The following is a 25,555-nucleotide window of genomic DNA, read 5'->3' on the forward strand; positions in this document are numbered from 1 at the left end:
GCCCGCCTTCGGCAGCGTCTGCGCTTCCCACGCGAGAGCGAGCGAGCCGTCGGGCGCGAGAGCCGCCGACGGGAACTCGTCGCGGCCGGGCGAGAACGTCGTGACGTGCAGCTCCGACGACCAGCTTCGCCCGTCGTGGACGCGCGCCCAGAGATCGAAGTTGTGCGCGCCGGTCGCGTCCGTCCGCCACACGATCCACGCGCGCCCGTCGCCGTCGAGGAAGACCGACGGATAGTTCTGCGTCTGCTTCCAGTGCCAGTAGGGCTCCTCGACGTCGCGCAGGGACTTGTCCGTCATCCCGAAGCTGACCTGCCCCGGCAGGGCGGCCGGCGCGGTGCCGGGGGGCGCGGAGAAGGAGCCGTCCCTGTAAACCCTCACGAACGCGTCGCCCGAGTGGCGGTCCGCGCGGAACGCGTCTGCCGAGTGGCCTCTAATCGAGTTCCACGCGATCCAGAGCGCGCCGTCCTTGCCGCACGCGAGAGACGGCGAGTCGTCGATTGCCGCGTCGGACGTGACGGCGATCGGCACGCCGAGGCTCGGCGCGCCGGAACCGGCGGAACGCGCCCGCGCGAGGAAGACGTCGTAGTTGCCGGTGTGCGTCGAGTCCCACGCCAGCCAGACGCCTCCGTCCGGCGGCGCCGCGAGAGCCGGGCGGCGGTCGGTGCCGGAACTGGAGACACGAACCGGCGCGCTCCATCCCGACCCGTTCTCCGCGACGAGCGAGATCGCGAACCCGCCGCGTTTGAACTCCTCCCACGCTACCCAAATGCGACGCGAGAAGTCGCGTGCGACGACCGGGTGCAAAGCGTCTCTTCCTTCACGAGAAATCCTTCTTTCCGGTCCCCACGCGCCGCCCGCGAGGGTGCGCGAGTAGACCGCCCACCCGCCCTTCCTCTTGCCGTGCCAGAAGGCGCGCAGGCGGTTCTTCCCGTCGAGGACGAGTTTCGCGCCAGTCTCGAGGCCGTCGCCCGCGTCGACGCGCGACTCGTCCGACCACACGCCACCCTTCCGCCGCCGGACGACGACGCGGTCGTTCCCGCCCTCCGTTGTCGTGAACGCGCACCAGAGGTCGCCCGCCGCGTCGAAGGCCACGGACGGGTACTTGTCGAATCGCCCCGGCTTCGAGAGCGTCTCGACGGCCTCGAGGGCGCCGGGGGCTGCGGGGGCCGGCGGCGCGAGACACACGGCGGCGAAGAGGCAGAACGCGGCGAGCGGCGATTTCATGATCGGGAAGTCTAGGCGACGCGGAGGTCAGGAGCCGGCGGCCGCGCGCCACGGCATGAGAAACTGACCGGAACGCTCGCATGCATGACCGACCGATGAAGCTCGTGGCCGGACTCTCCCTGACTCTCTTCCTTCTTTCCCTCTGCGCGGAGTCGTCGCATGCGACTCCCGCCAACCAGGACCCGAAAGCTGCCGTGGCCCGCATCGACGGCACGGTCATCACGGACGCCGACCTCGCGGCCGAGGTCAAGGGCCCGCTGGCGGCCGCGGAAGCGCGGTTCGCGGAAGAGGTCTGGGGAATGAAGCGGCGGGCGCTCGACGCGCTCGTCGAGCAGCGCCTCCTCGACGCGAGGGCGAAGAAGGAAGGCCTCACGACGGACGCCCTCGTCGCACGCGAGATCACGAGCAAGGTCGGAGACCCCGACGAGGCCCAGCTGCAATCGGTCTACGACCAGACGAAGGCCTCCGGCCGGCAGCTGCCGCCGTTCCCCGAGGTCAAGGCCGAGATCGCCCGATACCTCAGAGGCGAGCAGACGCAGCAGGTCCGGCAGGCGTACGTGGCCCGCCTGAAGGCCGAGGCGAAGGTCCAGATCACGTTCCCGCCGTACCTCCCGAACCGCGTGGACGTCAAGGCCGAGGGCCCGTCGAAGGGGAGCCCGGATGCCCCGGTCACGATCGTCGAGTTCTCGGACTACGAGTGCTCGTACTGCGCCGGCGCAGAGGCCACGGTGAAGCGCGTCCTCGAGGCGTACCCGGGCAAGGTTCGCCTCGTGTACCGGGACCTTCCGCTCTCCATCCATTCGAACGCGCCGAAGGCCGCCGAGGCGGCCCACTGCGCGGGCGAGCAGCAGCGCTATTGGGACATGCACGACGTCCTGTTTGCGAACCAGCAGGCACTGAAGGTCGACGACCTGAAGGCCCACGCCAAGAAGCTCGGCCTCGACGCCCCGAAGTTCGACGCGTGCCTCGACTCCGGCCGGATGGCGGCCAAGGTGGACGCGGACCGCAAGGCCGGCGAGGCCCTCGGCCTGAACGGCACGCCGACGTTCTTCATCGACGGCCGTCCCTACGTCGGGTCGAGACCGTTCGAGACGTTCCAGGAAGTCATCGACCACACGCTCTCGAACAAGCGCTGACCGAAGGCGACAGTCGAGGCTCAGCGAGCGGCGTGGGAGTCGATGCTCAAGTCCTCGCGGCCGGGAGCGTGAGGCCTCCGCCCGTGCTCTTGCCCCCTTCGCGCCCGCCATCCCCAGGCGAGGAACGCGATCTCCACGGCCGCGACGAGGGCCATCGACTGCAGCAGGCTGGAGCTGCCGAAGCCGTAGGAGTGGAGGCCCGAGGCGAGGACGAAGTTCACGCCGAGGTACGTCATGAGGATCGTCCAGAAGGCCGCGATCGAGCAGACGGCGACGCCGAATTCGCGGATCTGCTCGTCGAAGCGCGCGTGCAGGATCGCCATGTACGCGAGGAACGCGACGAGCGACCAGACTTCCTTCGGGTCCCAGCCCCAGTAACGGCCCCACGACGAGGCGGCCCAGATCGAGCCGGTCAGGATGCCGGCGATGAGCAGGATCGAGCCGACGTGGATGTACCAGTAGAGGAGCTCGCTCCAGCGCGCCGAAAGGTCGCGCCGCTTCGGCGCGAAGATCTCGACGCCGACGACGAGATGCGCGAGCCCGGTCGCCATCGCGAGGACCGAGTAGCTCACGACGATGATCGGGACGTGGATCGCGAGCCACGGCGTGCCGGAGAGGACCGGCATCATCGGATGGATGAAGGGGTCCATCGGCAGGAGGTCGACGAGCAGCATCGCGAGCGCGCCCATGCCGGCGGCGTTCGAGAGGAGCAGCCGCTGCCTCAGCAGGACGGCGACGACGCCGAACAGGCCGACGCCCCAGCCGAGAAAGAGCATCGACTCGTACATGTTCGAGGCCGGAACGCGGCCGGCGATCTGCCAGCGCAGCGCGATCCCCCACGTCATCGCGGCGAAGCCCGCGACGAGGAGGGCGGCGGCGATCGGTCGCAGGCGGACGCGGCGGTCGCCGACGGAGAGCCCCGCGGCGATCGCGGCGGGCAGCAGCAGGAGCCACGCGATGCGGCCCGGCCGCACTTTGTTGTACGTGATCTCGCGCGCGATCGCCTTCGCGTCTGGGTAGTGGGACGGGGCGCCGGAGGCGCGCACGCGGTCGGGGACCGACGCGAGCTCGGGGGCCGACCGCAGGCCCTTCGCGGACCGCCACGCGCCCTTCGCGTCCGGGGACGGGAACGGGTGGATCGCGTCGCCCTGGAAGTACCCATAGAGGGTTTCCAGGCGCCCTTCCAGCTTCAGAACGTCCTTGTCGAGGTTCGAGGGCTTCCTGCCCTCGTGCTCGTGCTCGGCCTCGTGCGCGGCGGCGCTCGCCTGGCGGAACGCCTGCGAGGCGAGGAGCTGCGCGAAGCTCGCGTAGCGCGTGCCGGGGGGAAGGCCGGCGGCCTGAGCCAACGCGGCGCCACCGACCTTCACGATCGGCGCGCTCTGCCAGCCCTGCGCGTCGAACGCCCAGCCCGCGGCCATTGCGACGTGGTCGACGCCAGGCCAGGAGGACATCCCGGTGACCTTGCGGATCGCTTCGCGCGCCTGCGTGTCGAACGGCATCGTCCGGCCGTCGTGCTGGACCGGCAGGACGCGCAGCTTTTCGACGGTTGCGGCGTCGGGCACCTCGAGGGCGCGCGCGGGCGCGGCGAGCGCGAACGCGGCCGCGAGGAGGCCGATCGTGAGCGGGACGGGAGCGCGCGTCGCCGCGGCCATCCGGAACTGGATGAGGCGTGTCGCGAAGACGACGATCATGCCCGCGACGAGGAGGTAATAGCCGACGAAGACGATCGGCTGCCCCGGGTCGCGCGAGACGGAGAGGATGGTCGCGCGGCGCCCCTCCTCGATGCGGTAGCTGCTCTGGAAGAAGCTGTAGCCGCCGTACGAGAGCGGCTTGTTCATCTCGATGATTCCGGGGGTTTGCGCCGAGCCGGCGACGATGCGCACGCGGCTGCGGTACTGCATGGGCATGCCCGTGCCCGGGTACGTGTCCAGCTCGAACGCGTCGAGGCGGATCGCGAAGGGGAGCGTGATCGGCGGGACCTGCTGCCCGGCCTTTTCGCGCAGGATCGAGTTCGACTGCTCGCCCTCCCAGATCGGCATCTGGCCCTCGGTCTTCGCGACGAGCGTCACGAGGGCGCCGGCGAGGATGAGGAGCATCGAGAGGTGCGTGATCGCGAACCCGATCCGCCAGCGGTTCGTCGGCCAGCGGTCGACGAGCGCGCAGACGACGTTGACCGCAAAGAGCATGAGCAGCGCGTAGAGCCACGAGGCCTCGTAGACGGCCTTTGCGGCCTCGGTTCCGCGCATGGACTCCAGGATCGTGCCGGCCGACAGGACGACGCCGATCAGGAGCACGAGGACGACGGTCAGCTTGAGCGAGGCGAGGTTCGAGAGGAGCTTCTTCATCGGGCCTCCAGCAACGGGCGGTCGGGCGGGAGGCCGACGCCGCGAGAGGCCCGACGATAACGGGTCTCAGTCCCGCGGGTCACCGATGCAGCCGCATCAGGACACGAGGCGTCGCGTGCGCGCCTCGGCGGTGGGCAAGTCCGTCAGGCCTTGAGGACACGTGCGCCGGCCAGCGCGAGCGCTCCACCGAGGGCGATCAGGGAGAGGGTCGAAAGAGCCGGGGCCGGCGCGGGCGGATCGATCGGCGGGACGCTGCCCGCGAGCGCGAGATACACGTCGTCCACGTATGCCGTGGCCTTCAGACCCTGAACGCCGACGGTGCCGAATCCGACGAGGATGCTCCGGCAGTTCGCGGGAGCCGGAAAGAGAAAGGCCTTGACGCTTCCCCAGACGTTCGTCGCTCCCGGCACGATCCCAAGCGCGTAGCCCCCGACGACCGAGCCCGTGCAGCCCGCCCCGCTGTATCCCGAGAGCGTCTCGTAGAGGCCCGTCGTGCGAGCGGGATCCGGAAAGAAGATCGAATACCCCCACTCGTAGGTCTGCCCTCCGGTGACGTTGACGCAGACCGAATACACGCCGCTCGCCGGCGAGTCGAAGGCGAGCAGCGCCGAGCCGGAACCGGAGCGTTTGCTGAAACCCGGCGCGAACGTCATCGAAAAGCCGCCCGAAATGCCGCCTGCGCTCCACGCGCCGACGCCTTGACTGAAGGCGGGATCCGGAATCAGATTCTGGCTCCGCGCCGTGCCGGCGAATGCGACGGCAACGGCGGCGGCGAGCGCCGCGCAGAGACCTTGACGCGTCACCCGGCCGCCGACCGGTACGCCCCGGCGAGCGCGAGCGCGCCCGCGAGGACGAGGAGGGAGAGCGTCGAAAGAGCCGGGGCGGGCGCGGGCGGGTCGATCGGCGGGACGGTGCCGGTGGCCCCGACGTAGACGTCGTCGAGCTGCGCGGTGATCTTCGCGCCGCCGAGGCCGACGGCGCCAAAGCCGATGCGGACGCTCTGGCAGGTTGCGGGAGCGACGAACCGGGCGGCGAACGTGTCGAGCCAGACGTTCACGTTGGCAGCTCCGGGGGACAGCGGCAGGAAATAGCCGCCGAGACTCGTTCCCGTGCATCCGGGCCCGGTGAACCTGTCAAACAGCTCGTTGAGCCCGATCAGCCTCGCGGCGTCCGGGTAGCGGATCGAGTAGCCCCAGTCGTACTGCTGGCCGGGGACGACGTTCACGCACGTGACGTAACTGCCGAAGGCGGGGGAGTCGAAGGACAGAAGGGCGCTCCCGGAGCCCGGGCGCCGGCTGACGCCCGCGTTGAACGTCATCGTGAAACTGCCCGTGACGCCGAGGCTGCTCCACGCGCCGACTCCCTGCGTGAACGCGGGATCCGAGACGAGGTTCTGGGCGCGCAGCGGCGCCGCGAAGACGAGCGCGAAGACGGCGGCGAGACACAAACGCATTCGCAAGAGGCCGCTCCTCCTGAGGGAAACCTATCACCGGCGAGGAGCGCCGGGCGGCGTCAGTACGCGAGCGTCTTGCGGGCAGCCGCCAGCACGCGCGCGGTGTCGGGCAGGATCGCGCGCTCGAGGATGCGGTTGAAGCCGACGGGCGTGAACGTGGAGCCCACGCGGTCGACGGGCGCGTCGAGGTGCTCGAAGAGCTCGGACGCGATGCGCGCGGCGATCTCGCCGCCGAAGCCGCCGTGGACCTTGTCCTCGTGGACGACGAGGACGCGCGACGTCTTCCGCACGCTCGCGGCGATCGCCTCGAAGTCGAGCGGGACGAGCGAGCGCAGGTCGAGGACCTCGACCTCCTTGCCCTCCTTCGCGAGCGCGGCGGCCGCGTCGAGCGCGAAGTGGACGGGCGTCCCGAACGCGACGATCGTGAGGTCCTTCCCCGTGCGGCGGAGGCGCGCCTTGCCGAACGGCACGGCGAAGTCGACAGGTACGTGCGTCCGCGCCTCGCGCGCGTTGTAGAGGTACTTCGGCTCGAGGTAGACCGTGATCCCGCGCGAGCGGATCGCGGTGCGGAGGAGTCCCGCCGCGTCGTCCGCAAAGGCGGGGACGACGACGCGGATTCCGGGAAGCGTCGTGAGCCAGCCTTCGATGTTCTGCGAGTGGTAGAGGCCGCCGCCGATGTACCCGCCCGACGCGATGCGCACGGTGACGTTCGGGACGAACTGGCCGTTCGTGCGCCAGTACTCGTGCGACATCTCGACCATCTGCTCGGCCGCGGGCCAGAAGTAGTCCGCGAACTCGGCGCCCTCGACGACGACGCGGATCTTGTCGGAGAAGCGCGAGAAGCCGTCGGCCGTCCCGAGGATGAAGTCCTCGGCGATCGGGCCGTTGAAGACCCTCTTCGCCCCGAACTCCTGCTGCATGCCCTTCGTGACGTTGAAGATGCCGCCCTTTTCCTTGTACGCGACGTCCTGCCCCCAGATGTACGTGTCCGGGTTCTCGCGGAACATCTCCTTGAGGGTGAGGTTCAGCGACTGGATGAGCGTGAGCTCGGGCGCCGCGGCGCCGTCCACCGCCTCCGGCGTGCGGGCCACGGACGCGAGACCGTCGCCCGCGGGGACCCACGGCTCGGGTGAGACGAAATCGAAGATGGACGCGGGGTCAGGGTCCGGCGCCTTGCGGCAGCGGTCGGCGGCGTCGTCGTAGAGGCGGACGTTGGAGGCCTCGATCTCGGCGATCTCGTCCTCGGTGAACGCGCCGCCTTCGACGAGCGTCCGGCGGAGGCGCGGCAGCGGGTCGAGAGCCTTCGCGGCGGCCAGCTCCTCGGGCGTGCGGTAGAGCTCGTGGCGGTCGGAGTTCGAGTGCGAGTTGATGCGCACGCAATCGGCGTGGACGAGCGCGCAGCCAGCGCCGGACTTCACGTAGGCCACGGCCTCGCGCATCGCGCGCAGTGAGTCGAAGAGATCCTTGCCGTCGCAGTGGACGATCTTCACGTTCAGAAAGCCCGCGAAGTTGTCGGACGCGTACAGGTTCGCCGTCTGGTCGCTCTTCGGGACGGAGATCCCGTAGCCGTTGTCCTGCACGACGAAGACGACGGGCAGCTTCTCGCGCGAGGCCCCGTTGACGGCCTCGTAGAAGTAGCCCTCGGACGTCGAGGACTCGCCCTGCGAGCAGTAGACGACCGAGTCGGCGCCATACGTCTTGATCGCCCTTCCGAGCCCGGTCGCGTGCTGAGCGTGGTTCGAGACGCAGGACGAGACGTTCTGGACGTGGATCGCGGGCTTCGCGAAGTGGTTCGACATGTGGCGCCCGCCGGAGGCGACGTCCGCGCGCTTGGACATGCCGTTCAGGAGGATCTCGTCCGCGCTGAGCCCGGCCGCGACGCACGTCGTGAGGTCGCGGTAATAGGGAAAGAGATAGTCGACATTCGGGCGGAAGGTGACGCCGAGCGCGACCTGGATGCCGTCGTGGCCGGCGGAGGGCGCGTGATACGACCAGCCGAGGCCCTGCTTCAGGTAGTTCGGAGCCTTGTCGTCGAGGATGCGCGCGAGATGCATGAGCGCATACCACCTCCTGAGCTCGTCGCGCGTCGGCGCCACGGCCGCGAGAGCGGCGGCGGCGGGCAACGCCACGGGCGCGGAGAGGACACCGGGTTCAGTCATCTTTCCCACTCCTCGGGTAGGGGGATTACGAGAAGAAGTCTCATCTTACCGCTTCGGTTAGAATCCGCCTCCCGCCGTCCGGAGACTCCTCGCGGAGCTTGCGCGTGCGGGTAGGAGTTCCCCCGTGTCTCAGACCCTGATTGCCGCTCACCCCACCGACGGAGCCGAGTCGGCGGACAAGAAGACTTTCGAAGCCGCCATGGCCGCCGACGACGCGAAGCCCCGCAAGAAGCTCGTCGAGGGCCAGGTCGTGAACGGCACGATCGCCGGCATCACGCCCGACGTCGTCCTCGTCTCGATCGGCGGGAAATCCGAAGCGATCATGGATCTCAAGGAGCTCGACGGCGAGAAGGTCGGCGACCGCATCGAGGCCGTCGTGATCAAGGCCTCGCCGGACGTCCGGATCAGCCGCAAGCTGGCGATCGGGCACAAGACGAAGGCCGAGCTCCGGGCCGCCGCCGAGGCGAAGATCCCCGTGGCCGGCAAGGTCTCCGCCCGCAACAAGGGCGGGTTCGACGTCCTGATCGGCGGGGCGCACGGCCTCCGCGCGTTCTGCCCGGTCTCGCAGATCGACCTCGGCCGCCACGACGAGCCCGGCCTCGCCGAGTTCGTCGGCAAGAACTTCGACTTCCGGGTCATCGAGTACTCCGAGGACGGCCGCCGCGTCGTCGTCTCGCGCGTCGCCCTCCTCAAGGAAGACAACGAGGCCAAGGCCGCCGAGACGCGCGCGAAGATTGAGCTCGGCTCCGTCATGACGGGCAAGGTCCGCTCCCTCACCGACTTCGGCGCATTCGTCGACCTCGGCGGCGTGGACGGGCTCGTCCACGTCACGGAGATCTCGCGCCGCCGCGTCGCGCACCCGAAGGACGTCCTCACGGTCGGCCAGGAAGTCACCGTGAAGGTCACGAAGCTCGCGGGCGAGGGCAAGCGCATCTCGCTCTCGATGAAGGAGCTCGAAGTGGACCCGTGGGCGACGCTCGGCGAGCGTTTCGCTCCCGGCGCTTCGTTCACCGGCACCGTGGCCCGCCACGCCGACTTCGGTCTCTTCGTCGAGGTGGAGCCGGGCATCGACGGCCTCGTGCACGTCTCGGCGCTCCCGCCGGGCGTCTCCGCGAAGGATCCGCAGGTCGCCGTCGGGCAGACCGTCCAGGGCTGGGTGAAGGAAGTCGACGCGGCGCACCGCCGCCTGTCGCTCTCACTGCGCGAAGTCGCCACGGGCGACCCGTGGTCCGGCATCGGCGAGCGCTACGGCGAAGGCACGGTCGTGAAGGGCGAGGTTGAGAGCGTCGCGGTGTTCGGCGTGTTCGTCCGCCTCGAGGCGGGCCTCACGGGCCTCATCCCGAACAGCGAGACGGGGGTTCCGCCCGGAACGGTCACGAAGCACTTCGCCTCCGGCCAGAAGGTGGAGGTCAAGGTCATCGGCCTCGACACCCAGAGAAAGCGCATCTCGCTGTCCGCCGCCGGCGCGAAGGCCGAGGCCGACCGCGGCGATCTCCGGAGCTACCGCGAGGAATCCGCGAAGCGCGAGAAGGCCGCGGCGCCTTCCGTCTCGATCTTCGGCTCGTCGCTCCTCGAAGCGCTCAACAACCCGAAGAGCAAGCAGAAGAAGAAGTAGACTCTCTCCCGCGTTCTTTTAAATCGTCCTCGAGTCCCCTCGACCTCCGGGGGGTGAAAGAGGGAAGCGGGTGTGATTCCCGCGCGGCCCCCGCCACTGTGACCGGGGACGCGCCCGGCGAGATCCCACTGGCGGCGAGAGATCGGTTCAGCCGGTCGCGCCGCCGGGAAGGGGCCGGGCGCGGACGATCCGGGAGCCAGGAGACCTGCCCGAGGAACATCGCATCAGCGTCGCCTTCTCCGGGGCTCGGGAAGTCGCGGCTCGCCCGCCTCCGCGCGCCGGGCCCGCCGCTCCTTCCCGATGGGAGGGCGAGGCCACCGGAACGGAGGTGTTCCCTTGGTTTTCCGCGGTCTCGCCCGGCTCTCCCGCGCCCTCGTCCTGTGCCCGCTTCCGCTCCTCGCGGCGGAACCCGCCCCGCTTCCCGCCGCCGCGCCGATCGCAGCCGACGTCGTCGTCTCGGCCGAGGCCGCGCCGGAGCCTTCGGTTTCGCTCGGCGCCGCCGCGACGGTGATCGACGCCGCCGAGATCGCGCGCGCGAAGTCTGCCACCGTCCTCGACCTCCTGCGCACCGTGCCCGGACTGGACGTCGTGCAGTCGGGCGGCGCCGGCGGCGTGACGTCGCTCTTTTTGCGCGGCACCTCTTCGACGCAGACGCTCGTCCTCCTCGACGGGGTGACCCTGAACAGTCCGTACTTCGGCGGGACCGACCTCTCGGCGATCTCGACCGCGAACGTCGAGCGCGTCGAGGTCGTGCGCGGTCCGTTCTCGGCGCTCTATGGCTCGGAGGCGATCGGCGGCGTCGTGCAGATCTTCACGCGCCGGGCGGGGGACGCGGGGGTGAGCGGACACGCGAGCCTGGCGCTCGGAAATGCCGGGGGGAAAGAAGGTTCCCTGGAAGGGGGATTCTCGGAAGGTGCGCTTTCCTCCACGTTCGCCTTTCGAAGAACTCTCTCTTCCGGGGACCAATTCAACGAATTCTTCTCTGGAACGACCCTCTCGGGGGCGCTGACCACGCGGCTCGGCGAGGGCGCCACGGCGGGCGTCGTCGTCCGGCGGGACACCGGCCGGACGGGCATCCCCACGGATGGCGCCGTGCCGACGCCGCAGCGTTCGACTTCCGGCGAGACGACCACCGTCGAGGTTCCTCTTTCTCTTTCACTCGCAAAGAATCTCTCTCTCTCCGCCTCGGTCCGCTACGTCCGCGACATGCCCGGCTACGCCGATCCCGCCGACCCGTTCTTCACGTCGTCGACGACGGACGCGCGCCGCGCGGGGGGCCGTGTCGCCGCGTCGGGCACGTGGGGCGCGCACCGACTCGCGGTCGGCGCCGACTACGAGCGCACCGAGGTTTCGAGCGAGAGCAACTTCGGCGTCGCGCTGGACGGGGCGACGTCCCGCACGTTCGCGCTCTTCGCGGAGGACCGCATCGCGCTCGCGGGCGAGAAGCTCGTCGCCACGGCCGGCGCCCGCTGGGACGACCACAGCGCGTTCGGCGGCGCCGTCTCTCCGCGCGTGACGATCGCGTGGCGAGCGCTGCCGTCGCTGAAGCTCCGCGCGGCCGCGGGCTCGGCGTTCCGCGCGCCGTCGCTCGGCGAGCTCTACTACCCGTATTCGGGGAACCCAAACCTCCAGCCCGAGCGCTCCACGGGCTGGGAGGTCGGCGGCGAGCTGACGATCGCGGAAGGTGTCGTCGCGGAGGCCACGGGCTTCTGGAACGACATCCGGGACCTCATCCAGTACGACGCGCAGACCTTCTCCAACGCGAACGTCGGCCACGCGCGGACGCGAGGCGTCGAGGTGGCCGTCCGAACCGCCGTCGGCGACCGGGCCTTCCTGCGCGCCTCGTACACGTATCTCGACGCGCAGGATCTCGATCTCGACGTCCCGCTGATCCGCCGGCCCCGCAACCGCGCGTCGCTGACGGCCGGGTCCGGTTTCGGGAAGGGCGGTTCGTGGAGCGTGACCGGGATTCTCGTCGGAGCGCGGACCGACCGCGACGCGGCGGACTTCACGACGGTCGTCGAGAGCCCGTCGTACTTCCGCATGGACGCCGCGGTCACTCTGCCGCCCCTCGTCTGGTCGCTTTCGCCGTGGGTCCGGGTCACGAACGTGTTCAACCGCGAGTACGCGGAGGTGAACGGCTTCCCGGCCCCGAGCCGGCGATATCTCGCGGGGATCGAAGCGTCCTTCTGAGATCCGGTCGCGCCGGCGGGAAGGTGCTAAAACGGCGCGCGTGAGGATCCTCTCCACGCGCGCGCTTTCGACTCCCGAGCCGCTCGTCCGCGCTTTCGCGCGGCGCGTGCAGCAGGAGGGCGCCCTCGACCTGACGCAAGGCGACTACAAGAACTCGGACTTCGCGCCCCACCCGGAGGTCGTCCGCGCGGCCCAGCGCATCACGCGCAACACGGTCCACAGCTACGGGCCCGCCGTCGGCCGGATGGACGTCCGGAGCGAGATCGCGGACTTCTTCAATCGCGACGGGTTGAGGGACTACCCGACGTCCGACGTGCGGTTCCTGCCGGACGAGATCCTCTTCACGCCGGGGACGCGCGCAGGGCTCGCGATCGTCCTCGAGGTCCTCGGCGCGGACGGGTCGGGCGTCGTCGTGCCGCGGCCGAGCTGGGAGTACGACTGGTTCATCGAGCGCGCGGGCAAGCGCGTCGTGGAGCTGCCGACGGACGCGCCCGGCTTCCTGCCCGACCCCGAGGCGCTCGACCGGATCCTCGCCAAGGGCGGAGTGTCTTCGGTCATCCTGAACAACCCGCACAACCCCACGGGACGCGTCTACCCGCGCGCGCTCGTCGAGGAGATCGTGCGCGTCGCCGTGAAGCGGCGCGTCTTCGTCCTGTACGACTCCGTCTACCAGCGCCTCGACTACGTCGACTCCTTCGTGAACCCGGCGTTCGCGAACCCCGAGTGGCGCGACTGGGTCGTGACGATGTCGGGCCTGTCGAAGATGGACATGTTCGGCGCGTCGACGGGGACGCGCGCCTGCTGGCTCGTCCTCTCGGACGAGATCCGGTCGAACGGCGTGAGGGCCCGCGAGATCCTCGCGAACCTCTCCGCGTGGCTCGTCGCGACTCCGTCGACGCTCGCACAGGACTGGGCGCTCGCGGCGCTCCAGAGCCCGCTCGCGGCGCTCCGGCGGCCGTCCCCGTACATGCGCGAGCGCCGCGACTTCATGCTGCAGGCGGCCGACGCGCTCGCCCCGCTCGGCGTCGAGCGGACGGACTTCGGCGGCACGTTCTACGCGCCGCTCGCGTTCCCGGGTCTCGTCGGGGCGTCCTTCGACCGGCTCCGCAACGGCGTGAAGGAGCGGGCCGTCGTCAAGACGTCGGTGGACGCGTTCGAGCTCCTGCTCACCGGCGGCGTCGGCGGCATCCCGTTCGCCGCGTTCGCCGGGCCGGACGCCGCGCGCTACGGGACGTGGCAGCGGCTCTCGTACGGCTCGAAGGACGTGCCGGAGCTCGAAGTCTTCATGGACCGCGTGAAGACGCGCATCGAGGCGGCCTCGCGCTTGGGCTCCAGCGCGCCCGCGCCGCCGGCCGGGCGGACGGTCGAGGCGTCCGTGTGGGAGAGCGCCTGCACGGAAGGCGGGTACGACGCGCTCGACGCTCTCGACGCCCGGTCGTTCGCGGAGGCGCGGAGCCGCGCCGCCGCCCGCCCGCAGCAGGGGCCCGCGCGCCTCACGGGCACGAAGCACCCGGACTCGACGGCGCACCGGGCGGAGCAGCTTGCGCGGGCGCTCCGCGCGGCGCCCGAGGGGACGCCCGACCGCGCGCACGAGGCGCTGACGTACCTCGAGTGGAACCCGCTCGTCGACGCGCGCGCGGAGTTCGAGGAGACGATCGCGGACCTCCTCGGGCCCTGCTCGGAGGTCCTGCTCGACTACGAGGGCCGGCAGATCAGCCCGGAGTGGGTGGACGTGCCGGAGAAGGCCGTCCTCGCGCTCCTCCGGCACGGGCTCGTCCCGGGCGAGGACCGGCACCTGCTGTTCCGCGTGCCGAACCCCTGGATCGAGCAGGACGAGGAGAAGATCTCGAAGATCCTCGCGTCCGTCGCGCGCGCGAACGTGCTCTTCCTGCTCGCGTGCGAGAAGCTCGGGATCGTCCCGGCGCGCAACGCGATCTACGAATTGAGCATCCCGCAGGTGAACGCGCGCGCCGAGATCGGCGCCGTCGTCAAGATCGGGACGCTCTACCAGCAGGCCGTGGCCGGCCTCTTCGACGGCCCGCCCGAGCGGATCGACGCGTTCCTCTCGGCCCGGATTCCGCAGGCGCGGCGCGCGGACGTCGTCGCCCGCGTGTCGCGCGTGCGCCTCGTCCCGCTCGTCGAGAACGTCGGCGCCCTCGCGCGCCTCCCGGACCTTCTCGAGGCCTACTACCAGGCGCTCGCGCGCAACCACGGCGCGAGCGACCTCCCGACGCCGCAGGGCCTCCGGACGGGCTTCGACGCGAAGGAGTCCGTCGTCCGCGTCTTCGTCGCGATGTCCGACACCGCGGAGCAGAGCGGCAAGATCGCGACGGACGCCGCGTACACGCTGACGATCGCCGCGCGCGACGAGGCCGAGCGCCGGCTCGCGGAGCGCGCCCACCGGATCGGCGAGCCCGCGCCCCGGGTGACGTTCCTGATCGGCGCGGGCCGTGCCGGGTTCCGCGGCGGCTTCGACCCGGAGCACGAGGGCGTCGTCACGCAGTTCGCGCGCGCGGACGGCGTCACGCTGCAGGGGATCCGCGCGGACTCGCCGGAGGCGACGCTCCGTCTCGCCGCGAAGTTCCGCGAGGCGGCCGCGGCGAAGCGGCCGGCGCCCGCCGTCGGAGCGGGGGAGCGCGAGTCGCTCCTCGAGCTGCTCGAGGCGGGCGTGAAGGCGCACACGGAGACGCTCCTCCGGATCGCGCCGCTCCTCGCGCCGTTCAGCGGGCTCGTCCCGCAGACGCGCGTCAGGATCCGAGCGACGGGCTCCGTGAACTACGGCCGCTCGATCCCCGTCTACCCCGAGGAGTGGGGCGGGGGCCACGGGCTGCCCGACAACCGGGACCTCCGGGACGCGTGGCCGGAGGGCGTGACGCTGCCGCGGGCGATCAACTACAACCTCGGCTGCACGACGCTCGGCCTCCCCGCCGTCACGAGCGACCTCGCGGCGCTCGACAAGCGCGCGGCGGTTCTGCTCGACCGGCAGGTGCCGGGCTACCGGGAGATCCTCGCGAGCGAGCTGCCGCACTTCGTGCGCGAGGCCGTCGCGCTCGTCTTCGGGAAGAAGTTCGCGGAGACGGCCGCGCGCCGGTGTTTGAGGGCCGCGGCGGCGGTGTGGGCGGACGTGCGCTCGCGCGCGGAGCTCGTCGAGCCGACGTGCCTCTTCGCGATGCTCTACCTGCGCTACATGGCGGACGATTCCGACAGCTGGGACGAGACGAAGGAGCACGAGAGCCTCACGACGCGCGAGGAGGAGCTCATCCGGGAGACGTCGAGCGGCGTCTTCGGCGCGCTCTGCGCGGAGAAGCCCGGCGGCCGCTGGACCATCCTCCAGACGCTCGTGGACTCCGAGGAGGCGCCGCGCCTCCTGCTCGCGCGCGAGCTCACGATCGAGGAGAAGCGCGAGTTCGTGGACCTCAGGATCGAGGGCTGGCTCCGCACGCTGCCCGACCCGCTCGCGCGGAGCCTGCGGGCCGCGTGGGCTCCGCTCCGCGAGCTGGGCAAGGACGAGCTGACGCTCCGCGCGACCGAGCAGATGGTCGCGCTGGAGCGTCTCCGCGGCAGCCGCGGGGCCTGAGGGAAGGGTTCAGGGATTCTTCGGCGGGACGCCCGGCGGGAAGCCCTCGAAGAGCTTGTCGATCGCTTTCTGCGTGATCTCGGCCCGGTCCTGCGGCGTCTCGCTGGAGCTCACGTCGCGCGAGGCGGCGCCGCGCCAGACGAGCTCCTTCTCCTTCGTGTCGACGAGATCCACGACGAGCGTGCCCACGGGGACGTCGTAGACACGGGCCGTCGTCCAGCCACCGCCGCCCCAGCCCCCGCCGTAGCCGCGCCAGCCGTAGCCGCCCCATCCCCATCCCCAGCCCGAGTTGTACGTCATGATCTGCTTGTCGTTCTTCAACTTCGTATGGAGGACGACCCACAGGTCGGGCTTCCCGTCCGCTTTGAGGTCCATTTTCGTGAGGCCCTTCGCGGCAAGCGTCTTCTCGATCGCGGCCTCGACGCGCTTCATCTGGAACTCGCCGCGCCCGTGGACGTCCTTGAAGGCGAAGGTCTTGTAGGCGCCGAAGTTCGTGGCAGGGTCGTAATCGACGGTCGTCGTTACGCTCGAACAGCCCGACCCCGCGAGGAGGGCGGCGGCAGCGGCGAGCGCGAGAACGGGAGCAGTGGGATTCCTCACGGGTGGGTCCCTCCGCCGGTTGGACGTGCAAGAGCCTTGCCGGGTTGACACGGCCTCCCGGGGGGACGGCTCAGCGGCCGGACTTGAACGTGTCGCAGGCCCCGACGGTGCCTTCCCGCAGGCCCCTCGTGAACCACTCCGTGCGCTGGGCGGCCGAGCCGTGCGTCCAGCTCTCCGGGTTCACGCGCTGCCCGGCGGCGCGCTGGAGGCGGTCGTCGCCGACGGCCGCCGCCGCGGCGAGCCCCTTCTCGACGTCGCCGTTCTCGAGAATGTTCCGCTCGGCGGTGCCGTGGCCCCAGACGCCCGCGAGACAGTCGGCCTGCAGCTCGAGGCGCACGGAGAGCGCCTTCTCCTGCGAGGGGTTCTGCTCCATGGCCTTCCGGACGCCGCCCTCGATGCCGAGCAGCGTCTGGACGTGGTGGCCGAACTCGTGCGCGATGACGTACGCCTGCGCGAAGTCGCCGGGCGCGCCGAAGCGCTGGCCGAGCTCGTCGAAGAAGCCCATGTCGAGGTAGACCTTGCGGTCGGTGGGGCAGTAGAACGGCCCCATTTGCGCCTGCGCGAAGCCGCAGCCCGAGCGCGTCGCGTCGCGGTAGAGGACGAGCTTTGCGTGCGTGTAGTTGCGCCCGAGCGACGGGAAGACCTGGTCCCACGTCTTCTGCACGTCGTTGACGACGAAGTTCACGAAGCGCGCGCGTTCGTCTTCCTTCGCCGAGGGCGGCGCCACGGGCCGCGAGTCGACGCTCGCCTGAGGAGATCCCCCGCCCTGCGGGGCGAGGAGCGCGAAGAAGTTCTGCTTGAAGATGAGCGAGAGGACGCCGAGCAGGATGATCCCGCCGCAGCCGAGGCGCATGCCGCCGCCTCCGAAGTTGAAGCCGCCGCCGCCGCCTTCGCCCCGCCGGTCCTCGATGTCCGGCCCGAGTCCGCCGCCTTGGTCGTTCCAGCGCATGGGCGCCCCCTTCGGCGGCCGAGTCTAAGCCCCCGGATCCCACGAGGGATTTCGGACTAATGCGTCTGCATCAGGTCCGTCGGCCGACCGGCTCTCGCGTCTAGGGCAAATGCGCACCCGCACACCGCTCTCTTCCCGCCCGAACCGCTCGTCCCGGGCGATCCGCCTGGGGCTCGCCGCCGCTCTCGCCCTGTCGCTCCGGGCCGCCGCCCAGACGGGGCCGGACCAGACCGGCTTCACGTCGGACTTCGAGGACGGCACGCTGAAGGGCTACGTGCTGCCGGACGGCACGACGGTGCGGAACTGGGGCCCGCGCGGCGGCGACGCGGCCGTCGCCAACTCCACGGAGCAGGCCCACGGCGGAACGCGCAGCCTCAAGACGACCGGCCGCCGCCGGCCGTATCAGGGGCCGAGCCTCAACGTCCTCGGGAAGATGACGAAGGGCTTCCGCTACCGCGTCACCGTGTGGGCGCGGCTCGTGGCGGATCCGTCCTTCCCGAGCGTGCCCATGGGCGTGACCCTGCAGCGCACGTATTCGGGCAGCACCACTTACGTGAACGTCGTGCCCCAGGCCACGGTCACGGCCGGCGCGTGGACGAAGCTGTCGGCGCTCTACACGCCCGCCGACGACGCGGACGCGCTCGCTCTTTACGTCGAGACCGGCGAGGCCGACCCGGCCCCGCCCTCGGGCAGCACGACGTACCCCTCGAAGGCTTCCTTCTACGTCGACGACGTCTCGGTGGCGTACGCTCCGGCGCTCCCGATCCAGACGTCGATCCCCTCCCTGAAGGACGTCCTTGCGGGCGAGTTCCGCTTCGGCGGAGCCGTCTCGCCCGCGCTGATCGCAGACCCTATTCACGCGTCGCTGATCCGCAAGCACCTCGGCAGCCTCACGGCCGGGAACGCCATGAAGACGGGCCCCATTCACCCGACGCTGGGGGAGGCGGACGCGAACTACGCCTTCGCGGACGCGGACGCGATCGCGAACTTCGCGCGGTCGAACGGGCTGACGCTGCGCGGCCACACGCTGCTCTGGCACGACCAGAACCCGGCGTGGCTCTTCAAGGACGCCTCGGGCGCCGACCTCGCCGCGACACCCTCGAACCGCGCGCTGATGCTCCAGCGCCTCGACGACCACATCCGGAAGGTCGTGCGCCGCTACCGGGACGTCGTGTCGACGTGGGACGTCGTGAACGAGGTGACTGACCCCGATCAGTCCGACGGCCTCCGGCGGAGCGACTGGTACCGGCTCGCGGGCCCGACCGACTTCATCGACAGGGCGTTCCAGGTCGCGTCCGCGGAGGCGCCCGGCGCAAAGCTCTGCATCAACGAGTACAGCACGACGGACGCGCGGAGGCGCCAGGCGCTCGTCGCGGTCGTGCAGGGCATGAAGGCGCGCGGCGTGCCCGTGAGCTGCGTCGGACACCAGATGCACGTGAACCTCGCCGGGCCGCCCGCCTCCGACGCTTCGGCCGCGATCCAGGCGTTCGCGGCCCTCGGCCTCGACAACCAGATCACCGAGATGGACGTCAGCGTCTACACGGACACGACGTCGAGCTACCCGGAGATCCCGCCCGAGCTCCTCTACCAGCAGGCGACGCGGTACCGGGACTTCTTCCGCGAGTACCGGCGCCTGAAGGCCTCCGTCAGCTCCGTGACGCTCTGGGGCGTCGCCGACGACAACACATGGCTGACGACCTTCCCGATCCCCCGGCTGGATCTTCCGCTCCTCTTCGACACCGAACTCCAGGCGAAGCCGGCCTACTGGGCGGTCGTCGACTCGGCGCCCGCGGGCATGTCGGCCCTCTTCCCCTCGAGCGCGCGGGCCGCCGGCGCGGGCGGCGCGTTCTACACGACCGACGTCACGGTGGCGAACACGGGAGCGTCCGACGCCACCGTCCAGCTGAAGTTCCTCGGGCACGACGCGGACGGGCGCGGCGGGCCCGAGCTTTCGTTCCCGCTCCCCGCGGGCCGGTCGACGACGTTTTCGGACGTCCTCGGGTCGGTGTTCGGAAAGACCGCCGACTTCGGCGCGATCCGCGTCACCTCCGCCTCCGCCGCGGTCCGGGCGCTCGCGCAGACCTCGACGCCCGGCTTCGGCGGCACCTTCGGCCAGAGCGTTCCGGCGGCGATGGCCGAAGACCTCGTCGGCGGCGGCGTGCCCCGGTCCGTGCTCGCCGTCCGCGAGAACGCCGCCTTCCGCACGAACCTCATCCTCGCGAACGCCGGGGAGGACGCGCTCGACGTCGACGTGACGCTCGTCGCCGACAACGGAACGTCGCTCGCTCTTCAGCGGGTGCCGGCCGCCCAGCCGACCGCGCTGGCCTCGGCGCGGTACACGCTGCCGCCGCTCGGCATGACGCAGGTCTCGCGCGTCGTCCGCGCCCTCGGCGTCTCGGGGGACGTGTCCGGCGCGCGGCTCGTCCTCTCCACGCCGACCCCGGGAAAGAGCTTCGCCGCGTACGCGAGCACGATCGACAACGTCACGAACGACCCGCGCACGCTCCTGCCGATCGGCCCGATCGCGAGCGCGCGGCCGGGCGCGGACTTCTGGATCCTGCCCTCCAGCGCGCGGGCCGCCGGCGCGGGCGGCGCGTTCTACACGACGGATCTCGCGGTCGCGTACACGGGCGACGTCTCCGCGCGGTACACGGTAAAGTTCCTCGGCAACAACAAGGACGGGCGGACGGGGGCCGAGCAGACGTTCGACCTCGCGGCCCGGCGATCCGTGGCCTACGCCGACGTCCTGGGCTCGGTGTTCGGACTCGCCTCGGACTACGGAGCGATTCGCGTCGCGTCGCAGTTTCCGGCGTCCGACAGCGCGCTCGTGGCCGTGCTCGGCCAGACGTCCACGCCCGGCTTCGGCGGCACGTTCGGGCAGAGCGTGCCGGCGGCGACGGCGGCGGACCTGATCCGGAACGGAACGGAGCGCTCGATCCTCGCGGTGCGCGAGGACGGCGCCTTCCGGACCAACCTGATCCTGACGAACGCCACCGAGGCCGCGCTGGCCGTGGACGTCAGGCTCGTGGGCGGGGACGGGGCCACGCTGGGGACGAAGACGTACGCGCTGCAGCCCCTCGGGATGACGCAGGTATCGAGGGTCGTCCGGGACGTGGGCGTCGGGACGGATGTCTCCGGGGCGCGGCTCGTGCTTTCGACGCCGACGGCGGGGGGCAGCTTCGCGGCCTACGCGTCCGCGATCGACAACGTCACGAACGACCCGAGGACACTCCTGCCGGAGGTGATTGCCGGGGGTCGGCGGGCTCGGGGGGCGGGGGGCGTTGGGTGGCGGGGGGGGGTTTCCGGGGGGGGGGGGGGGGGGGGGGGGGGGGGGGGGGGGGGGGGGGGGGGGGGGGGGGGGGTGGGGCGGGCCGGGGGGTGGGTTGGGGGGGGGGGGGGGGGGGGGGGGGGGGGGGGGGGGGGGGGGGGGGGGGGGGGTTGGGGGGGGGGGGGGGGGGGGGGGGGGGCGGCGGGGGGGGGGGGGGGGGCGGGGGGGGGGGGGGGGGGGGGGGGGGGGGGGGGGGGGGGGGGGGGTGGGGGGGGGGGGTGGGCCGGGGTTCCCCTGGGGGGGCGGCCGGGGGGGGGGGGGGGGGGGGGGGGGGGGGGGGGGGGGGGGGGGGGGGGGGGGGGGGGGCCCGGGGGGGGGGGGGGGGGGGGCCGGGCCCGCGGGGGGGGGGGGGGGGGGCGGCGGGGGGGGGGGGGGGGGGGGGGGGGGGGGGGGGGGGGGGGGGGGGGGGGGGGGGGGGGGGGGGGGGGGGGGGGGGGGGGGGGGGGGGGGGGGGGGGGGGGGGGGGGGGGGGGGGGGGGGGCGGGGGGGGGGGGGGGGGGGGGGGGGGGGGCCAACGGGTATAGACCCGGGGGGGGGGGGGGGGGGGGGCGGGCGGGGGGGGGGGGGGGGGGGGGGGGCGGGGGCGGGGGGGGGGGGGGGGGGCGGGGCGCCGGGGGGGGGGCCCGGGGGGGGGGGGGGGGGGGGGGGGGGGGGGGGGGGGGGGCTGGGGGTTCCGGCGCGGGGGGGGGGGGGGGGGGGGGGGGCGCCGGGGGGGGGGGGGGGGGGGGGGCCCGGGGGCCCGGGGGGGGGGGGGGGGGGGGGTGCCGCGGGGGGGGGGGCCGGGGGGGGGGGGGGGGGGGGGGGGGGGGGGGGGGGGGGGGGGGGGGGGGGGGGGGGGGGGGGGGGGGGGGGGGGTGGGGGGGGGGGGGGGGGGGGCCGGGGGGGGGGGGGGGGGGGGGGGGGGGGGGGGGGGGGGGGGGGGGGGGGGGGGGGGGGGGGGGGGGCCGGGGGGGGGGGGGGGGGGGGGGGGGGGGGGGGGGGGGGGGGGGGGGGGGGGGGGGGGGGGGGGGGGGGGGCGGGGTTGGGGGGGGGGGGGGGGGGGCGCCCGGGGGGGGGGGGGGGGGGGGGGGCGGGGGGGGGGTTGGGGCGGGGGGGGTTGGGGGGGGGGGGGGGGGGGGGGGCCGGGCGGGGGGGGGGGGGGGGGGGGGGGGGGGGGGGTTGGGGGGGGGGGGGGGGGGGGGGGGGGGGGGGGGGGGGGGGGGGGGGGGGGGGGGGGGGGGGGGGGGGGGGGGGGGGGGGGGGGGGGCCCCCGGGGGGGGGGGGGGGGGGGGGGGGGGGGGGGGGGGGGGGGGGGGGGGGGGGGGGGGGGGGGGGGGGGGGAAGGGGGGGGGGGGGGGGGGGGGGGGGGGGGGGGGGGGGGGGGGGGGGGGGGGGGGGGGGGGGGGGGGGGGGGGGGGGGGCCGGGGGGGGGGGGGGGGGGGGGGGGGGGGGGGGCCCCGGCCGGGCGGGGGGGGGGGGGGGGGGGGGGGGGGGGGGGGGGGGGGGGGCGGCGGGGGGGGGGGGGGGGGGGGGGGGGGGGGGGGGGGCCGGGGGGGGGGGGGGGGGGGGGGGGGCCCCCGGGGGGGGGGGGGGGGCGGGGGGGGGGGCCCCCCCGGGGGGGGGCCGGGGGGGGGGGCCCCGGGGGGGGGCCCCCGGGGGGGGGGGGGCGGGGGGGGGGGGGGGGGGGGGGGGGGGGGGGGGGCGGGGGGGGGGGGGGGGGGGGGGGGGGGGGGGGGGCCCCGGGGGGGGGGGGGGGGGGGGGGGGGGGGGGGGGGGGGGGGGGGGGGGGGGGGGGGGGGGGGGGGGGGGGGGGGGGGGGGGGGGGGGGGGGGGGGGTGCGGGGGGGGGGGGGGGGGGGGGGGGAGCGGGGGGGGGGGGGGGGGGGGGGGGGGGCCGGGGGGGGGGGGGGGGGGGGGGGGGGGGGGGGGGGGGGGGGGGGGGGGGGGGGGGGGGGGGGGCCGGGGGGGGGGGGGGGGGGGGCGGGGGGGGGGGGGGGGGGGGGGGGGGGGGCCGGGGGGGGGGGGGGGGGGGGGGGGGGGGGGGGGGGGGGGGGGGGGGGCTCGGGGGGGGGGGGGGGGGGGGGGGGGGGGGTGGGGGGGGGGGCGGGGGGGGGGGGGGGGGGGGGGGGGGGGGGGGGGGGGGGGGGGGGGGGGGGGGGGGGGGGGGGGGGGGGGGGGGGGGGGGGCGGGGGGGGGGGGGGGGGGGGGGGGGGGGGGGGGGGGGGGGGGGGCCCCGGGGGGGGGGGGGGGGGGGGGGGGGGGCCGCGGGGGGGGGGGGGGGGGGGGGGGGGGGGGGGGGGGGGGGGGGGGGGGGGGGGGGGGGGGGGGGGGGGGGGGGGGGGGGGGGGGGGGGGGGGGGGGGGGGGGGGGGGGGGGGGGGGGGGGGGGGGGGGCGGGGGGGGGGGGGGGGGGGGGGGGGGGGGGGGGGGGGGGGGGCGGGGGGGGGGGGGGGGGGGGGGGCGGGGGGGGGGGGGGGGGGGGGGGGGGGGGGGGGGGGGGGGGGGGGGGCGGGGGGGGGGGGCCCCCCCCGGGGGGGGCGCCTGGGGGGGGGGGGGGGGGGGGGGGGGTTGGGGGGGGGGGGGGGGGCGGGGGCGGGGGGGGCCCGCCCCGGGCCGGCGTCCGGACTCAGCGGCGGTAGGCCGAATCGTGATCGGGATGCAGCGAGATGAAGCGGAGGAAATCGCCTTCCCGGAAGGCGAACGCGCGGACCTTCTGGCTCAGGCGGAGCGAATGGACGCCCGCGCCGTTCGGAGCCTTCAGATGCCGGATCTCTTCCCAGCGGAAGCCGGTATGCCGATAGACCGCGCTCCAGTCCAGCTCGCGGAGACGGAGCAAGGACGCGACGACCTGCTTCAGTTCCTGCGTCTCGAGGCGAAAGAAGACGTCCTGAAACTCGGGACTGTTGAGGTCGAGCCGGACCCGTTTAGCGGCGGCGGCCACGCGAACGGGCCTTTCCTTTCACGGCGCGCGTCAGGAGACCGTCGACGTCGGTCTGCTCCGGCGTCGTCGCGGCGGCCCAGGTGAGGCCGCGCGCGATCCGCGAGCGGTCGGGCTCCTGCAGTGTCCAGAGCTGACTCTCGGGCACCACCGCCACGGCCGTGAGGACGATGACCCCTTCTCCGCGGTGCTCGACCCTGAGGGCCCTGCCCGCGTAGCTCTTCCCGAGCGAAATCTGGCCGCTTTTCCCGACGACCTTGATGTCCGAACCGCTGACCTGAGGCATGCGCTGTTCTCCTGCCGTCATGCTATCATGCCGTCGTGCCGCCGGCCGTTCGCGGCGGAGCCCACGGCGTGGGGCCGCCGGAAGCGGCGCGTGCTAGCGTTTCGCTCTCATGGCGCCCTTTCCCGACACGCGCGGGTCCCTCGTCGCCGCGGTCACGGGCGGCGACGCCGCCGCGCGCTCGCGCGCGCTCGAGACGCTCGCGGAGGCGTACTGGAAGCCGGTCTACACGTACGTGCGGCTGAAGGCCGGACTCTCGCACGAGGAAGCCGCCGACCTCACGCAGGAGCTCTTCACGAAGCTCGTCGAAAAGGAATGGCTGTCCCGCTTCGACCCGTCGAAGGCGCGCCTGAGGACGTATCTGCGCGTCCTCGTCGACGGATTGGTTGCGAACGAATGGAAGGCCCGGACCCGCCTCAAGCGCGGCGGAGAGATGAAGTTTGTTTCGTTCGACGTCGACGCCGTTCGGCGCGAGGTCGAGGAACGTCCGGGCGCTTGCGACCTTTCGCCGGAAGACTTCTTCGAAAGGGAGTGGGCGAGGAGCGTCTTTTCGGTGGCGGTCGAGCGTTTCCGGGCCCTGTGCGCCTCGAATGGGCACTCGATTCGATTCGCGCTCTTCACAGCCTACGACCTCGAAGGGGACGCGGCCGCGGCGCGGCCGCGGTACGAGGACCTCGCGCTCCGCTTCGGGACGACCGCCGTCGACGTCACGAACCAGCTCGCGGCGGCCCGGCGCGACTTCCGCCGCATCGTCCTCGACGTCCTTCGGGAGCTGACGGTCTCCGACGCGGAGTTCCGTACCGAGGCGCGCGCGCTTCTCGGAGTGGAGCCGCCCCCGTGACGCTCCCCGATTCGGCCGTCGCGCGGCTGCGGGAGGCGGTGCGCTCGCCGGATCTCTCCGGCACGCGCTACCGGCTGGCCGGGACGGTCGGGACCGGTGGCATGGGCGCGGTCTTCGAGGTGGAGGACGAAATCCTCGGCCGGCGCCTCGCGCTCAAAGTCGTGGACGTGTCCCTCGAAGGCGAGGGGCCCGCTGAGGCGCTGATGGCCGAAGCCCGGGTGCTCGCCCGGCTCGAACACCCCGGCCTCGTCCCCGTGCACGACGCGGGCCTGTTGCCCGACGGGCGCGCGTTCTACGCGATGAAGCTCGTCCGGGGCGAAGGCCTCGCCGCGGCCGCCGCGCGAACCGGGACGCTGCCGGAGCGGCTGCGGCTCTTCCTGAGGGTGTGCGAGCCCGTCGCGTTTGCGAACGCGGCCGGTGTCGTCCACCGGGATCTCAAGCCCTCCAACGTCATGGTGGGCCCGTTCGGCGAGGTGCTCGTGCTCGACTGGGGGCTCGCCCGCGCGGCGGCGTCCGTGACGGCGGACGCATCCGGCACGCCCGGGTTCATGGCGCCGGAGCAGGCCGCGGGCGGTCCCGTCGACGTGCGCGCGGACGTCTACGGGCTGGGCGCGGTCCTTGACGCGTTGCTTCGGGTGGCGCCGGCGCAGGATCCGCCCAAAGCCCTCGCGGCGATCGTGGCGCGGGCGACGGCGCAGGATCGCGGCGAGAGGTATCCCGACGTTTCCGCGCTCGCAGCCGACGTCGCGAGGTTCCTCGACGGGGAGCGCGTCGAGGCCCACGCCGAAGGGCCCGCCGAGCGGGCGCTCCGGATCCTGAAGCGTCACCGGGTCGCGGTCGGGCTCGTCGCGGTCTATCTCATCACGCGCGGGCTCTTTATCCTGCTGCGACGTTAAAGGAATTCCCCGGCGCGTTGAATGGATCCTCAGGAGGACAC

The 25,555-nt window shown here is 73.6% G+C and carries 20 protein-coding genes, 1 pseudogene and 1 riboswitch; of the genes and pseudogenes, 7 read left to right on the forward strand and 14 right to left on the reverse strand.

The annotated features are described in order from the left end of the window. Nucleotides 1-1,304: 1,304 nt before the first annotated feature. Nucleotides 1,305-2,360, forward strand: a complete 1,056-nt coding sequence (locus tag IPL89_07025; GenBank protein ID MBK9062935.1) for a thioredoxin domain-containing protein — start codon at nucleotides 1,305-1,307, stop codon at nucleotides 2,358-2,360. A 20-nt stretch (nucleotides 2,361-2,380) separates the two neighbouring features. Here the strand turns inward: IPL89_07025 and IPL89_07030 are convergent, their stop codons facing one another. From IPL89_07030 to IPL89_07045, 4 genes are all read right to left on the reverse strand, one after another. Continuing rightward, the gene (locus tag IPL89_07030) at nucleotides 2,381-4,705 is read right to left on the reverse strand and encodes a cytochrome c biogenesis protein ResB (GenBank protein ID MBK9062936.1); all 2,325 of its coding nucleotides are present in this window, start codon (nucleotides 4,703-4,705) and stop codon (nucleotides 2,381-2,383) included. A gap of 143 nt (nucleotides 4,706-4,848) precedes the next feature. Then, on the reverse strand, nucleotides 4,849-5,508 hold the full coding sequence (locus IPL89_07035) for a hypothetical protein (GenBank protein ID MBK9062937.1): 660 nt from the start codon (nucleotides 5,506-5,508) through the stop codon (nucleotides 4,849-4,851). Then, nucleotides 5,505-6,164: a hypothetical protein gene (locus IPL89_07040; GenBank protein MBK9062938.1), complete on the reverse strand. Its 660-nt coding sequence runs from the start codon at nucleotides 6,162-6,164 to the stop codon at nucleotides 5,505-5,507. Before IPL89_07040 ends, IPL89_07035 begins: the two co-directional genes overlap by 4 nt. A 53-nt stretch (nucleotides 6,165-6,217) precedes the next feature. Next, nucleotides 6,218-8,317 (reverse strand): 2-oxoisovalerate dehydrogenase, encoded by a 2,100-nt coding sequence (locus IPL89_07045; GenBank protein ID MBK9062939.1) that lies wholly within the window; start codon nucleotides 8,315-8,317, stop codon nucleotides 6,218-6,220. Nucleotides 8,318-8,441: 124 nt separating this feature from the next. Here IPL89_07045 and IPL89_07050 point away from each other — a divergent pair, with 124 nt between their 5' ends. The 3 genes from IPL89_07050 to IPL89_07060 all read left to right on the forward strand — a co-directional run bounded on the left by IPL89_07050 (nucleotide 8,442) and on the right by IPL89_07060 (nucleotide 15,702). After that, nucleotides 8,442-9,932, forward strand: coding sequence for a S1 RNA-binding domain-containing protein (locus tag IPL89_07050; GenBank protein ID MBK9062940.1), 1,491 nt, complete (start codon nucleotides 8,442-8,444; stop codon nucleotides 9,930-9,932). A 14-nt stretch (nucleotides 9,933-9,946) separates the two neighbouring features. Continuing rightward, nucleotides 9,947-10,160, forward strand: a riboswitch (cobalamin riboswitch). A 108-nt stretch (nucleotides 10,161-10,268) separates the two neighbouring features. Next, the gene (locus IPL89_07055) at nucleotides 10,269-12,125 is read left to right on the forward strand and encodes a TonB-dependent receptor (protein ID MBK9062941.1); all 1,857 of its coding nucleotides are present in this window, start codon (nucleotides 10,269-10,271) and stop codon (nucleotides 12,123-12,125) included. Between the two features lie 40 nt (nucleotides 12,126-12,165). Further along, nucleotides 12,166-15,702, forward strand: coding sequence for a phosphoenolpyruvate carboxylase (locus IPL89_07060; GenBank protein ID MBK9062942.1), 3,537 nt, complete (start codon nucleotides 12,166-12,168; stop codon nucleotides 15,700-15,702). A gap of 9 nt (nucleotides 15,703-15,711) precedes the next feature. Here IPL89_07060 and IPL89_07065 read toward each other — a convergent pair whose 3' ends face one another. Further along, the gene (locus IPL89_07065) at nucleotides 15,712-16,302 is read right to left on the reverse strand and encodes a DUF4136 domain-containing protein (protein MBK9062943.1); all 591 of its coding nucleotides are present in this window, start codon (nucleotides 16,300-16,302) and stop codon (nucleotides 15,712-15,714) included. A 70-nt stretch (nucleotides 16,303-16,372) separates the two neighbouring features. Next, complete coding sequence (locus IPL89_07070; protein MBK9062944.1) at nucleotides 16,373-17,251, reverse strand: zinc metallopeptidase; 879 nt, start codon at nucleotides 17,249-17,251, stop codon at nucleotides 16,373-16,375. A 109-nt stretch (nucleotides 17,252-17,360) separates the two neighbouring features. Between IPL89_07070 and IPL89_07075 the strand changes: the two are divergent. Next, a pseudogene (locus IPL89_07075) lies at nucleotides 17,361-17,918 on the forward strand (carbohydrate binding domain-containing protein). A gap of 287 nt (nucleotides 17,919-18,205) precedes the next feature. On the opposite strand, the gene IPL89_07080 reads toward IPL89_07075, so the two are convergent. From IPL89_07080 to IPL89_07115, 8 genes are all read right to left on the reverse strand, one after another. Next, nucleotides 18,206-18,391 (reverse strand): hypothetical protein, encoded by a 186-nt coding sequence (locus IPL89_07080; protein MBK9062945.1) that lies wholly within the window; start codon nucleotides 18,389-18,391, stop codon nucleotides 18,206-18,208. A 72-nt stretch (nucleotides 18,392-18,463) separates the two neighbouring features. After that, complete coding sequence (locus tag IPL89_07085) at nucleotides 18,464-18,760, reverse strand: hypothetical protein (GenBank protein ID MBK9062946.1); 297 nt, start codon at nucleotides 18,758-18,760, stop codon at nucleotides 18,464-18,466. 75 nt (nucleotides 18,761-18,835) lie between these two features. Next, nucleotides 18,836-18,991: a hypothetical protein gene (locus IPL89_07090; GenBank protein MBK9062947.1), complete on the reverse strand. Its 156-nt coding sequence runs from the start codon at nucleotides 18,989-18,991 to the stop codon at nucleotides 18,836-18,838. 108 nt (nucleotides 18,992-19,099) lie between these two features. Further along, entirely contained in the window at nucleotides 19,100-19,456 is a 357-nt protein-coding gene (locus IPL89_07095; protein ID MBK9062948.1) for a hypothetical protein, read from the reverse strand. 84 nt (nucleotides 19,457-19,540) lie between these two features. Continuing rightward, nucleotides 19,541-19,738 (reverse strand): hypothetical protein, encoded by a 198-nt coding sequence (locus IPL89_07100; GenBank protein MBK9062949.1) that lies wholly within the window; start codon nucleotides 19,736-19,738, stop codon nucleotides 19,541-19,543. Between the two features lie 288 nt (nucleotides 19,739-20,026). Then, nucleotides 20,027-20,296, reverse strand: a complete 270-nt coding sequence (locus tag IPL89_07105; protein MBK9062950.1) for a hypothetical protein — start codon at nucleotides 20,294-20,296, stop codon at nucleotides 20,027-20,029. A gap of 2,886 nt (nucleotides 20,297-23,182) precedes the next feature. Next, the gene (locus IPL89_07110) at nucleotides 23,183-23,497 is read right to left on the reverse strand and encodes a hypothetical protein (GenBank protein MBK9062951.1); all 315 of its coding nucleotides are present in this window, start codon (nucleotides 23,495-23,497) and stop codon (nucleotides 23,183-23,185) included. Next, the gene (locus IPL89_07115) at nucleotides 23,481-23,780 is read right to left on the reverse strand and encodes a hypothetical protein (GenBank protein ID MBK9062952.1); all 300 of its coding nucleotides are present in this window, start codon (nucleotides 23,778-23,780) and stop codon (nucleotides 23,481-23,483) included. Before IPL89_07115 ends, IPL89_07110 begins: the two co-directional genes overlap by 17 nt. Nucleotides 23,781-23,889: 109 nt before the next feature. Between IPL89_07115 and IPL89_07120 the strand changes: the two genes are divergently transcribed. After that, complete coding sequence (locus IPL89_07120; GenBank protein MBK9062953.1) at nucleotides 23,890-24,618, forward strand: sigma-70 family RNA polymerase sigma factor; 729 nt, start codon at nucleotides 23,890-23,892, stop codon at nucleotides 24,616-24,618. Continuing rightward, nucleotides 24,615-25,514: a serine/threonine protein kinase gene (locus tag IPL89_07125; protein MBK9062954.1), complete on the forward strand. Its 900-nt coding sequence runs from the start codon at nucleotides 24,615-24,617 to the stop codon at nucleotides 25,512-25,514. Before IPL89_07120 ends, IPL89_07125 begins: the two co-directional genes overlap by 4 nt. Nucleotides 25,515-25,555: the final 41 nt, after the last annotated feature.

It is taken from the genome of Acidobacteriota bacterium, from assembly GCA_016716715.1.
In the GTDB taxonomy this organism is placed as follows: Bacteria; Acidobacteriota; Thermoanaerobaculia; order UBA5066; family UBA5066; genus Fen-183.

Excerpts from the sequence above, each read along its gene's own strand:
- IPL89_07025 (MBK9062935.1), top strand. The coding sequence starts at position 1,305 with ATGCATGACCGACCGATGAAGCTCGTGGCCGGACTCTCCCTGACTCTC.
- IPL89_07030 (MBK9062936.1), bottom strand. The coding sequence starts at position 4,705 with ATGAAGAAGCTCCTCTCGAACCTCGCCTCGCTCAAGCTGACCGTCGTC.
- IPL89_07045 (MBK9062939.1), bottom strand. The coding sequence starts at position 8,317 with ATGACTGAACCCGGTGTCCTCTCCGCGCCCGTGGCGTTGCCCGCCGCC.
- IPL89_07070 (MBK9062944.1), bottom strand. The coding sequence starts at position 17,251 with ATGCGCTGGAACGACCAAGGCGGCGGACTCGGGCCGGACATCGAGGAC.
- IPL89_07080 (MBK9062945.1), bottom strand. The coding sequence starts at position 18,391 with ATGTGGTCGTCGAGGCGCTGGAGCATCAGCGCGCGGTTCGAGGGTGTC.
- IPL89_07115 (MBK9062952.1), bottom strand. The coding sequence starts at position 23,780 with ATGCCTCAGGTCAGCGGTTCGGACATCAAGGTCGTCGGGAAAAGCGGC.
- IPL89_07120 (MBK9062953.1), top strand. The coding sequence starts at position 23,890 with ATGGCGCCCTTTCCCGACACGCGCGGGTCCCTCGTCGCCGCGGTCACG.